This window comes from Burkholderia sp. Bmkn7 (genome assembly GCF_041103175.1).
Taxonomy (GTDB): domain Bacteria; phylum Pseudomonadota; class Gammaproteobacteria; order Burkholderiales; family Burkholderiaceae; genus Burkholderia; species Burkholderia cepacia.
In genome coordinates this window covers 3,053,816-3,065,972 of sequence record NZ_JBGCUH010000003.1, presented here as the reverse complement: position 1 = coordinate 3,065,972, position 12,157 = coordinate 3,053,816, and the positions used below count along the sequence as shown (strand labels likewise).

At 68.6% G+C, this 12,157-nt stretch carries 7 protein-coding genes; 5 read left to right on the top strand and 2 right to left on the bottom strand.

Annotation, left to right across the window (positions count from 1 at the left end; all coding sequences use genetic code 11):
- Positions 1-186: 186 nt before the first annotated feature.
- Positions 187-2,001, top strand: coding sequence for an autotransporter assembly complex family protein (locus tag AB3K92_RS35795; RefSeq protein ID WP_059496654.1), 1,815 nt, complete (start codon positions 187-189; stop codon positions 1,999-2,001).
- A 25-nt stretch (positions 2,002-2,026) separates the two neighbouring features.
- Positions 2,027-6,118, top strand: coding sequence for a translocation/assembly module TamB domain-containing protein (locus AB3K92_RS35790; RefSeq protein ID WP_369466743.1), 4,092 nt, complete (start codon positions 2,027-2,029; stop codon positions 6,116-6,118).
- A gap of 68 nt (positions 6,119-6,186) precedes the next feature.
- On the opposite strand, the gene metG is transcribed toward AB3K92_RS35790, so the two are convergent.
- Both metG and AB3K92_RS35780 read right to left on the bottom strand, forming a co-directional pair.
- Positions 6,187-8,340: a methionine--tRNA ligase gene (metG, locus tag AB3K92_RS35785; protein WP_369466742.1), complete on the bottom strand. Its 2,154-nt coding sequence runs from the start codon at positions 8,338-8,340 to the stop codon at positions 6,187-6,189.
- Positions 8,341-8,716: 376 nt separating this feature from the next.
- Entirely contained in the window at positions 8,717-9,361 is a 645-nt protein-coding gene (locus AB3K92_RS35780; RefSeq protein WP_021163796.1) for an OmpA family protein, read from the bottom strand.
- A gap of 348 nt (positions 9,362-9,709) precedes the next feature.
- Here AB3K92_RS35780 and apbC point away from each other — a divergent pair, with 348 nt between their 5' ends.
- From apbC to dcd, 3 genes are all read left to right on the top strand, one after another.
- Positions 9,710-10,801 carry an iron-sulfur cluster carrier protein ApbC gene (gene apbC, locus AB3K92_RS35775; protein ID WP_021163794.1) on the top strand — a complete coding sequence of 364 codons (1,092 nt, stop codon included), beginning with the start codon at positions 9,710-9,712 and terminating at the stop codon, positions 10,799-10,801.
- Positions 10,802-10,934: 133 nt separating this feature from the next.
- Positions 10,935-11,471 (top strand): superoxide dismutase [Cu-Zn], encoded by a 537-nt coding sequence (gene sodC, locus AB3K92_RS35770; protein ID WP_027786736.1) that lies wholly within the window; start codon positions 10,935-10,937, stop codon positions 11,469-11,471.
- 112 nt (positions 11,472-11,583) lie between these two features.
- Entirely contained in the window at positions 11,584-12,153 is a 570-nt protein-coding gene (dcd, locus tag AB3K92_RS35765; protein WP_006398615.1) for a dCTP deaminase, read from the top strand.
- Positions 12,154-12,157 lie beyond the last annotated feature (4 nt).

The window sequence follows — 12,157 nt, the reverse complement described above, 5'->3', positions numbered from 1 at the left end:
GGCGGCAATCGCGCGTCGAATCCGCGGGCTGGCGCGCAGCCGGTGGCCGCAAGCGCGCCGCCGGGCATGACGCCGCGGCCACGCGCGCTCGCGCGGCGGTTTACAAACATTAAGCTTTGACGCCGGCACGCTGTGGTCAAATACAGGGTTTCCACAAAACCGTGACAACCGAGGGCGAGGTCATATTTGGCGGGGCAGTCGAACCAGCAAGCACATCCGGCACATGACGCGGGCCCGCGCGTGGAACGCAATCGCGCCGGCGCCGCGGCCCGTGCCGCGCGGGCGACCCTCGCGGGTTGCCTGGCCGCGTGCTTCGCGCTGCCGGCCCACGCGAAGTACGACGTCGACATCGACGCACCGCGCTCGGTGCGCAAGCTGCTCAAGACGCACCTCGACATCGCGCGCTTCGCGAAGCGCGACGACATCAGCGACGACCAGTTCGACTTCCTCGTGACGGCCACCCCGCAGCAGGTGCGCGACCTGACCGCGACGGCCGGGTATTTCTCGCCGGTCGTGCGCACCGACGTGCGCACGCGCGACGGCAAGCGCGACGTGCGCATCGCGGTCGATCCGGGCAAGCAGACCGTCGTGTCGAGCGTCGACCTGACCTTCAACGGGCCCGTCGACACCGAGGACCCGAAGCAGGAAGCCGCGACCCGTTTCGCGTTTTCGCTGAAGCCGGGCGACCCGTTCACGCAGTCCGACTGGGACGGCGCGAAGGGCGCGGCGCTCAGGCAATTGCAGTCGCGTCGTTATCTCGGCGCGAAGATCGCGTCGTCGGAGGCGCGCATCGATCCGCGCACGCAGCGCGCGACGCTCGCGGTCACGTTCGACAGCGGTCCGACGTTCACGATCGGCAAGGTCGACGTCGACGGTGTGCGGCGCTATCCGGAGAAGATCGTCACGAACGTCAATCCGCTGTCGGAAGGCGAGATCTACGACGTGCAGCGGATCACCGAATTGCAGCGGCAGTTGCAGAACACGCCGTACTACGCGAGCGTCGCGATCGACGTCGGCGACGATACGGCGAAGCCCGAGCGCACGCCCGTGCACGTGAAGGTCAGCGAGTTCCCGTACAACAACATCCGCGGCGGCGTCGGCTTCGCGACCGACACCGGGCCCCATGTACAGGGCTCCTACACGTATCTCGACACGTTCGGCGCCGCGTGGCCGCTGACCGTGTCGGGCCGGCTCGACCAGATCCAGCAATACGGGCAGGTCCAGCTGTCGATGCCGCCGGGCGAGAAGGGGTGGACCAACAGCGTGCTCGCGTCGTACACGAACACCAACGTGTCGGATACGCGCATCTACAGCGCGCGGGTCGGCGTGCAGCGCACGCGCACGGGCCAGTTCATCGACTATTCGTATTCGCTGATGTACTACCAGGACCGGCTCGACCAGAACGGCGCGGGGCCGACCACGAGCCGCGCGCTGGTGCCGCAATGGGCATGGACGCGCCGCAACGTCGACGATCCGCTGTTCCCGCGTTCGGGCAACCTGATCCACGCGGAGGCCGGCTTCGCGGTCAAGGGCGTGCTGACCGACCAGACCTTCATCCGCGGCTACGCGCGTGGCCAGCAGTACCTGCCGGTCGGCAAGCGCGACCTGTTCGTGTTCCGCGCGGAGCTCGGCGGCGTGTTCACGAGCGGCAGCTCGACCGGCGTGCCGGCGTCGCTGCTGTTCCGCGCGGGCGGATCGAACTCGGTGCGCGGCTACGGTTACCAGAGCATCGGCAACAGCGTCGACGGTTCCGTCCTGCCGACCAAGTACCTGATGACGGGCACCGCCGAATACCAGCACTGGTTCAACCGCGACTGGGGTGCCGCGACGTTCTTCGACATCGGCACGGCCACCGATGCGTGGGGCGAACGCGTGTTCTACCCGGGTGTCGGCGTCGGCGCGCGCTGGCGCAGCCCGGTCGGCCCGATCAACGTCGACGTCGCGTACGGGTTGCGCAACCATAGCGTGCGCCCGTACCTGACGCTCGGCATCGCTTTCTGAACGTACCGCTTCATCGACGAACCGCATGACGAAGGACCCGAACGATACGAACGACACGCCGCCGCCTGGCGATCCGGACACGCCCGACGGCGCGCCCGCCGCGCCGCCGCGCGCGCCGCGCCGCGGGCCCGTCGCGCGCATCGGGCGGTTCGTCGCATGGACGCTCGCGACGGTCGTGCTGCTCGTCGTGCTGGCCGTCGGGCTCGTGCTGGCCGCGGTGACGACCGAGCACGGCACGCGGCTCGCGTGGCAGGTGGCGGAGCGCGTGCTCGGCGCGCGGCTCGCGGGCACGCTCGACGGCGGCTCGCTCGCGACCGGCGTGCGGTTGCGCGGGTTCGCCTGGACGAGCCCCGACGGCACCGGTACCGAAATCCGCATCGACCGGCTCGACGGCCGCTGGGCATTGACCCGCGCGCCGTGGCGTCTGTCCATCGCGTATCTTCGCGCCGGCACGATCGACGTGCGGATTCCGCCGGGGCCGTCGACGCCGAGTACGACGCCGCAGGACCTGAGCCTGCCGCTGCAGTTGCGGATCGACGACCTGCGCGTCGATCGCCTGGCGATCCACGACGGCGGCTCGACGACGCAGCTCGACCATCTCGCGCTGAACGGCCGCAGCGACGGCCGTCACCATGAACTCGTGCTCGACGGCGTCGATACGCCGTACGGCGCGCTGACTGCGCGCGCGAAACTCGATGGCGTGAAGCCGTTTGCGCTGACGGGGGACGCCACTTACGCGGGCAAGCTGTCCGACGAGCCGGTCGATGCGCGCGCTCGCGTGTCGGGCTCGCTCGAGGCGCTCGTCGCGGAAGTCGACGCGAGCGGGATGAAGCTGAACGGGCGCGCGCACGTCGAGGCCGCGCCGTTCGGCGCGGTGCCGCTCACGCGCGCGTCGCTCGCGTTCGATCACGTGAACCCGCAAGCGCTCGCGCCCGGCGCGCCGGCCGCCGATCTCGCGGTGCGCGCGGAACTCGCACCCGTGACCGCGCCGGCCGGCTCGGCGCCCGCAAAGGGGTTCGCGGTGACCGGCCCGGTGTCGATCGTCAACGCGAAGCCCGGCACGCTCGGCGACCACCTGTTGCCGGTGATCGACGCGCACGCGAACGTGCATCTCGACGCGCACGCGCAGCGGATCGACGCGCTCGCGCTGAAGCTGATCCGCGACGGCAGCGTGACGGGCAACGGCACGCTGACGGGCGGCAAGGGCCGCTTCGACCTGAAGGTCGCGAACCTCGACCTGAACGCCTTCGTCGCCGAGCTGCGGCCGATGCGCCTGGGCGGCCCGCTCGGCGTGACGCTCGCGGGCGACGGGACGACCGTCGACTTCAACCTGAACGATCCGAAGCTCGCGCTCGGCGCACGCGCGAAGGTTGCGCTGACGTCGCAGCAGACCGTGCTGACCGACGCGCGCGTGACGGCGGGCAAGGGCCGCATCGACCTGACGGGCGTGTTCCGCCACGATGCGCATTCGAGCTACGACGCGAAGGCGACGCTGACCGCGTTCGATCCGCTGCTGCTCGCCGCGCAGAGCGCGCCGAAGGCCGGCGGCGGCAAGGCGCCCGCCAAGGCGGCCAAGGCGCCGCCCAGGCGCGGCGAGACGCGCGTGTCGGGCACGCTGACGGCGTCGGGCGCGTTCGCGCCGCAGGTGTCGACGAAGGCGACCTTCAAGCTCGGCGACAGCCTGTACGACGGCGTGCCGCTGACCGGCGCCGGCGTCGTGCAGCTCGCCGGCTCGCGGATCCTGCCGAGCAACGCGAACCTGTCGATCGCGGGCAATCATGTCGACCTGCGCGGCAGCTTCGGGGCGCCCGGCGACCGGCTGCGCTTCGTCGTCGACGCGCCGCAGCTCGACCGGCTCGGCTTCGGCGTGGAAGGGCTCGTGCAGGCGCAGGGCGACCTGACCGGCAGCTTCGCGCACCCGAACGTGACGGCCACCTACAAGGCCGAGCACGTCGTCGTCGGCTCGAACCGGATCGGTGCCGCGCAGGGCCGCGCGGACATCCGCGACGGCGCGCACGGCGCCCTCGTGTTCACGGCCGACGCGACCGACCTCGCGCTCGGCTCGCTGACGCTGAAATCGCTGCGCGCGAACCTCGACGGCACGCGCGCGAAGCACACGCTCGACGCGTCGGCGCTCGGGACGGCCGGCGGCCGCGTGATCGACATGACGCTCGCGGCGAACGGCGGCGTGGTCGAGAGCCGCGACGGGATGCGCTGGGACGGTACCGTGACGCGGCTCGCGAACCGCGGCACGCCGGCCGTCGCGCTGCAGGCGCCGCTGACCGTATCGGCCGGTGCCGGCCGCGTGACGCTCGGCGCGACGCGGCTCACGCTCGAGGGCGCGGCGATCGACCTGAAGTCGTTCGTGTTCGATCACGGCCAGATGCGCTCGGCGGGCTCCGTGAGCGGCGTGTCGGTCGCGCGTTTCCTCGAGGTCCGCCAGGAGCTGACGGGCCAGCGGCCGCCGGTGCGAACCGACGTCGTGCTCGACGCCGACTGGGATTTCTCGCTCGGCGCGAACTCGACCGGCCATGTGCAGGTGAAGCGGCGCGGCGGCGACGTGACGATCGAGAGCGGGCGCGGCATCGCGTCGCTGGGGCTGACCGACCTGTCCGCACGCGCGAACTTCACGCCCGGCAACCGGCTCAACGTGACGGCGCTCGCGAAGGCGAACCGGATCGGCACGCTCGATGCGAACGTCACCGTGCCGTTTGCGCTGCGCGACGGCATGTTCGGCGTGGTCGACGACGGCCCGCTGTCGGGCCGCATCGACGTCGACGTCCCGGCGCTGAAGACGACCGGCAACCTGTTCGGGCCGAGCTACCTGCTCGGCGGGCGCGCGGCGCTGAAGCTGACCGTCGCGGGCACGCCGGTGAAGCCGAACCTGTCGGGGACGCTGACGGGCGACGACCTGTCCGCGACGCTCGTCGACCAGGGCGTGCAGCTGAAGGACGGCATCGTGCGCATCAAGCTGTCGGAAAACCTCGTCGAATTCCAGCAGGTCGAGTTCCACGGCGGCGACGGCACGCTGCGCGCACTTGGCCGCGTGCGTCTCGACGGCGAGGCGCCCGACCTGACCGCGAGCATCGTCGCGGACAAGCTCGAGCTGTTCGCGGCACCGGACCGGAAGCTGTCGCTGTCGGGCAAGGCGACGGTCGCGAACGACGGGCCGCGCGGCGCGCTGTCGATCGACGGCAAGTTCGTCGTCGATCGCGCGCTGTTCGACCTGCCCGAGGAGTCCGCGCCGCACCTGTCGGACGACGTGGTGATCGTGCAACCCGACGGCACGGTGCGCGGCGAGACGCCGACCGGCACCGCCGTCGCCAAGCCGAAGCCGGCCGCGGACAAGCCGGCGCCGTCGCTCGCGCCGCGCGCGAACATCGACATCGGCCTCGGCAACAACTTCCGCTTCAAGGGGCACGGCGCGGATCTCGGGCTGCGCGGCACGATCACCGTGATGAGCGCGCCGGGCGTGCCGCTGCGCGCGGTCGGCAACGTGCGCGTGACCGAAGGGTCGACGTACACGTCGTTCGGACGCAAGCTCGCGATCGAGAACGGCTTCTTCACGTTCAACGGCCCCGTGTCGAACCCGGGCGTCAACATCCTCGCGATGCGGCGCAACCAGGAAGTCGAGGCCGGCGTGCAGGTCACGGGCACGATCCAGTCGCTGACGGTCAAGCTAGTGTCGGAACCGAACGTCACGGACAACGAAAAGCTGTCGTGGCTGCTGTTCGGGCACGGCACCGACCAGGGCAACAACGTCGGCCAGCAGGGCACGATGACGGCGGCGCTCGGGCTGCTCGGCAGCGTGACCGGCAAGCGCGTCGCGCAGACCTTCGGTCTCGACGAGGTCTCGGTCGGCCGCAGCGAAGTGGGCCTCACCGATCCGCAGGTCGTGCTGGTGTCGAAGGCGATCAACGAGCGGTTCGTGCTCGGCTTCGAGCAGGGGCTGCAATCGGCGAGCAACGCGTTCAAGGCGACGATCAACCTGACGCGCTTCTGGTCCGTGTCCGCGTACGGCGGCACGTTCCAGGGCGTCGACCTGAACTACACGCGGCGTTTCGACCGGTGGTTCGGCAGCGACGCGGCGCGGGCGCGGCGTGCCGAGCAGCCCTGAATGAAAAAAGCCCCGCACGAAACGAATCGTGCGGGGCTTTGTTTCGCGCCAGCGGCAGCGCGTTCGGCTTACTTCACGCGCATGCCGGGCTTCGCGCCGCTGTGCGGCTCGAGGATGTAGAGGCCCGGTTCCGCCTTCTCGTCGGTGGCCGACGCGGCGAGCACCATCCCTTCGGACAGGCCGAACTTCATCTTGCGCGGCGCGAGGTTCGCGACCATCACGGTCAGCTTGCCCACGAGCTGCTCGGGCTGGTACGCGGACTTGATGCCCGAGAACACGTTGCGGGTCTTTTCCTCGCCGACGTCGAGCGTGAGCTGCAGCAGCTTGTCCGAACCCTCGACGGCCTGGCACGCGACGATCTTCGCGATGCGCAGGTCGATCTTCGCGAAATCGTCGATCGAGATGGGGGCATCGTCGGCGCCGTTCACGGCGGCCGGCTTCGCGTTCGCCTTGGCATTCTTCGCCTCCTTGGCGGCGTTCGCGCTCGCGGCGGCCGCGCCGGTGGCCTCGGCCTGTAGCGAATCGCGGTTCGCGGCGAGCAGTGCCTCGATCTGCTTCGGGTCGACGCGCGTCATCAGGTGCTGGTACGCCTTGATCGGCTGTTCCGACGACAGCGGCTTCGCGGCATCGACCCATGCGAGCGGCGCGATCCCGAAGAACGACTCGACGGCCTCGGCCACGCGTGGCATCACCGGCTTCAGCGCGAGCGACAGCAGGCGGAAGGACTCGAGGCTCACGCTGCAGGTTTCGTGCAGCGCGACCGCGTTGGCCGGATCCTTCGCGAGATCCCACGGTTTCGCGCCGTCGACGTACGCGTTCACTTCGTCCGCGAGCTCCATCGTGTGGCGCAGCGCGCGGCCGTACTCGCGTGCTTCGTAGTGCGCGGCGATCCCGGGAATCGCATCGCGCAGCTTCACGACGAGCGGATGGTTCATCGCGCTGTCCTGCACGCGGCCGTCGAAGCGCTTGATCAGGAAGCCTGCCGCGCGGCTCGCGATGTTCACGTACTTGCCGACGAGATCGCTGTTCACGCGCGCCTGGAAATCGTCGAGGTTCAGGTCGATGTCTTCCATCGTCGCGTTCAGCTTCGCGGCGAAGTAGTAGCGCAGCCATTCGGGGTTCAGGCCCGTGTCGATGTAGCTCTGCGCGGTGATGAACGTGCCGCGCGACTTCGACATCTTCGCGCCGTCGACCGTCAGGAAGCCGTGCGCGAACACGTTGGTCGGCGTGCGGTGGCCCGAGAACTCGAGCATCGCGGGCCAGAACAGCGTGTGGAAGTACAGGATGTCCTTGCCGATGAAGTGATACTGCTCGGTGGTCGAGCCCGGGCGGATCCACGCGTCGAAGTCGACGCCGTTGCGGTCGCACAGGTTCTTGAAGCTCGCGTAGTAGCCGACCGGTGCGTCGAGCCACACGTAGAAATACTTGCCGGGTGCGCCCGGGATCTCGAAGCCGAAGTACGGTGCGTCACGCGAGATGTCCCAGTCGGCGAGCTTGGCCTCGCCGGCGTCGCCGAGCCATTCGCGCATCTTGTTGGTTGCTTCGGGCTGCGCGAGGCCGCTCACCCATTCGCGCAGGAACGTTTCGCAGCGCGGATCGGACAGGCGGAAGAAGTAGTGCTTCGACGTCTTGCGCACCGGCGTCGCGCCCGACACGACCGAATACGGGTTCAGCAGTTCGGTCGGCAGGTAGGTCGAGCCGCACACTTCGCAGTTGTCGCCGTACTGGTCCTTCGCGTGGCACTTCGGACACTCGCCCTTGATGAAGCGGTCGGGCAGGAACATTTCCTTGACGGGATCGTACGCCTGTTCGATCTCGCGCTCGGCGATGAAACCGGCTTCCTGCAGCGCGACGTAGATCTTCTCGCTCAGCACGCGGTTCTCGTCCGAATCGGTCGAGTAGAAATTGTCGAACGACACGCCGAAGCTGTCGAAGTCGCGCTTGTGCTCGGTCCACACGCGGTCGATCAGCTGCTTCGGGGTCAGGCCTTCCTTCTCCGCGCGCAGCATGATCGGCGTGCCGTGCGTGTCGTCGGCGCCGATGTAGTAGACCTCATGGCCATGCATTCGCAGCGTCCGCACCCAGATGTCGGTCTGGATGTACTCGACCAGGTGGCCGATGTGGATCTGCCCGTTGGCATAGGGCAGTGCGGACGTAACGAGGATCTGGCGGCCACCTTGCGGCGCCGCAGCCTGCACGGAAGTGAGGTCGGATGCGGACATAGGGTCTGTAGAGGAACGGCGGAAAACGACGGGAAACTGCGATTCTAGCAGGGGCGCGCGCCAGCGACGCGGGCAGGGCGCCGCTGACCGGGCGCCGGAACAGGCGGGGCCGCGCAAGCGGCGTGCCCGGTGGCGGTGTGCTGCGATGCAGCACGAATTCCGTGGGCAAAAAAAACCGGGGCGGATACGGCCCCGGAGCAACAACGACAAGAGGAGAATGGTGACGCGCCGGCAACACCAGCCGCGTACCGTAAATACTGACCACGGCCTGCGACAGAAGTTCGAAAATTTTTTCGATTTGTTACCGGCTCCGCCGGAAGCCTTGTCCGGCGGGGCTGCGCGGGCGGCGGGCCCGCGCCTTCCCCTCGTCGTGCGCTTACTGCGCCTGTGCTGCGCGCAGGTAGATTTCGACGCGGCGGTTCTGTGCGCGGCCGGCTTCCGTCGCGTTGTCCGCGATCGGGTTCGACGGGCCCATGCCCTGTGCCGACAGGCGGCCGCCGGCGACGCCGCGCTGCACGAGCGCGTTCACGACGCTCTGCGCACGGTTCTGCGACAGCGTCTGGTTCAGCTGCTGCGAACCCGTGCTGTCCGTGTAGCCGACGATCGATGCCGTCACTTGCGGGTTCTGGTTCAGCGTCGTCGCCAGGTCGTTCAGCAGCGGCGTGAAGGCCGGCGTGATCGCGTACTGGTTCGTCGCGAACGTCACCGAGCTCGGCACGTTCAGCTTCAGCGAGCCGTCCGGCTGCTCGGTCACCTGCGTACCCGTCTTGGCTGCCGACGGCGCGAGCTTGTTCTTGATCGCCTGCCAGTTGTAACCCGTCACGCCGCCGACCAGTGCGCCGACGCCCGCGCCGATCGCCGCGCCCTTGCCGCCGCCCGCCAGCGCGCCGATGCCTGCGCCCAGCGCCGCACCCGTGCCGGTACCGACGGCCGTGTTGTTGCCTTGCTGCGTGGCGCAGCCTGCCAGCAGTGCGCCGGCCAATGCGAAGACGGACAGACGGGTCGCGATTTTCATGTTCATCTTGGATTCCTCTCTTGGTTGAACGAGTCGACAACGACGACAACAGTTACGGCTCCACGCGCGGGCCGCCCGAAAAAGGAGGGCAGGCCTGCGCCAGCGGCAGCCGCCGAGGTGGCCGCATGCCCTGTCCGTCAGCGTGGCTGTTCGGGCAGTGCGACGCGTCAGCCTCTACAATATAGGCGGTTGGCGGCCGATTTGGCCCCATAGCATGCCGCAGGCGAAGAGTGCGCCGGGTCGCGCGTTCGCGCAATGGCGTGCAACAGATTCTTTCACTTTTCCTGATTTTCGCAGCGTAATTTGATATTTTTTGACGTTTGCGCGCGAGAAAAACGTTTTCACGGAGTTTCGATGAGCATTGACCGGGCACAAGTCGACGCCGCTTTGGCGGCTGTCGTCGACCCCAATACCGGCCGTCCGTATGCGGCGAACAAGGGCGTGCGCAACGTCGCGATCGACGGCGACGTCGTGGCGCTCGACGTGGTGCTCGGTTATCCCGCGCGCAGCCAGCACGACGACGTGCGCGCACGCGTCACCGCGGCGCTCCAGGCCGTGCCCGGCGTGCGCGACGCGCGCGTCGCCGTGTCGCAGGAGATCGTCGCGCACACGGTGCAGCGTGGCGTGAAACTGCTGCCGAACGTGAAGAACATCGTGGCGGTCGCATCGGGCAAGGGCGGCGTCGGCAAGAGCACGACGGCCGTCAACCTCGCGCTCGCGCTCGCCGCCGAAGGCGCGTCGGTCGGCATCCTCGACGCCGACATCTACGGCCCGTCGCTGCCGACGATGCTCGGCATCCACGGCCAGCGCCCCGAGTCCCCCGACAACCAGTCGATGAACCCGCTCGTCGGCCACGGGCTGCAGGCGAACTCGATCGGTTTCCTGATCGAGGAAGACAACCCGATGGTGTGGCGCGGCCCGATGGCGACCTCCGCGCTCGAGCAGTTGCTGCGCCAGACCAACTGGCGCGAGCTCGACTACCTGATCGTCGACATGCCGCCCGGCACGGGCGACATCCAGCTCACGCTCGCGCAGCGCGTGCCCGTCACGGGCGCGGTGATCGTCACGACGCCGCAGGACATCGCGCTGCTCGACGCGAAGAAGGGGCTGAAGATGTTCGAGAAGGTCGGGATTCCGATCCTCGGCATCGTCGAGAACATGAGCATCCACATCTGTTCGAACTGCGGGCACGAAGAACACATCTTCGGCGCCGGCGGGGCCGAGCGGATGGCGAAGGATTACGACGTGAACGTGCTTGGCAGCCTGCCGCTCGACATCGCGATCCGCGAGCGGGCCGACAGCGGCACGCCGACGGTCGCGGCCGATCCCGAAGGCGCGCTGGCCCGTCGTTACCGCGACATCGCGCGCGGCGTCGCACTGGCGATTGCCGAGCGTTCGCGCGACATGACGTCGAAGTTCCCGTCGATCGTTGTTCAAAATACGTAAAACCCTTGCGGGGCGGGGCCTCACGCTGTTTACGGCGCCGCGAGGCGCGGTATCATGGCGACTTTTCCCGGGTCCCTTTACCCGCCCGGCGCGGCCGTCGTGTCAAACGGCCGCCAGCCGGCATGAGGATCGAATGAAACAACGACATCACGGCGTGCGCGCCGGCCGCGTGCGGTACGCGCTGCTGGCCGCCGCCGCGCTGGGCCTGCTGGCCGGCTGCACCTCCTTTTCCTCGTCGCACGAAAAACGGGCCGACGCACAACTGCAGCCGACGGTCGGCTCGCAGGCGCGCGGCGCGGTGACGTTCGTCGAGCGTCCGGACGGCGTTCAGGTCACGTACAACCTGGCCGGCCTTCCGCCCAACAGCGATCACGCGCTACAGGTGCACGAACGCGGCGACTGCAACGCGGGCGACGGCTCGAGCGCCGGCCAGGTGTTCGCGCCGGCCGCCGACCGGTTGCGCGCGGGCGCCCGCGTCGCCGGCGATCTCGGCAACATCCATGCGGACGCGAACGGCGTCGCGGCCGGCTTCATCGTCGCGCCCGATCTGGCCCTCGATGGCGTGCGCTCGGCGATGAACCGCGCGGCGCTGGTGCACCGCGACTCGAGCGATCCCGCGTTTCCGCAGCATGGCGCGGGGCCCGCGCTCGCCTGCGGCGTGATCCGTTGACGGCCGCCGCGTGCGCCGGCCGATGATCGCGTAAAATGTGCGCCTTTCCCGGCCGCCGCTTCGCGGGTATGGCCCTCACCGACTGTCACGCAGCGTTTCCAGGCGCCCTGTTATGAGCATCAAGTCCGACAAATGGATTCGGCGCATGGCCGAAGAGCACAAGATGATCGAGCCGTTCGTGCCCGATCAGGTCCGCGCGTCCGAGGACGGCCGCCGGATCGTCAGCTACGGCACGTCGAGCTACGGCTACGACATCCGCTGCGCGGACGAATTCAAGATCTTCACGAACATCAACTCGACGATCGTCGATCCGAAGAACTTCGACGAGGGGTCGTTTGTCGATTTCAAGGGCGACGTGTGCATCATCCCGCCGAACTCGTTCGCGCTGGCCCGCACCGTCGAATATTTCCGCATCCCGCGCACCGTGCTCACCGTCTGCCTCGGCAAGTCGACCTATGCGCGCTGCGGGATCATCGTCAACGTGACGCCGTTCGAACCCGAGTGGGAAGGCTACGTCACGCTGGAATTCTCGAACACCACGCCGTTGCCCGCGAAGATCTACGCGAACGAAGGCGTCGCGCAGGTGCTCTTCTTCGAAAGCGACGAAGTGTGCGACGTGTCGTACGCGGATCGCGGCGGCAAGTATCAGGGGCAGCGCGGTGTCACGCTGCCGAAAACCTGATCTG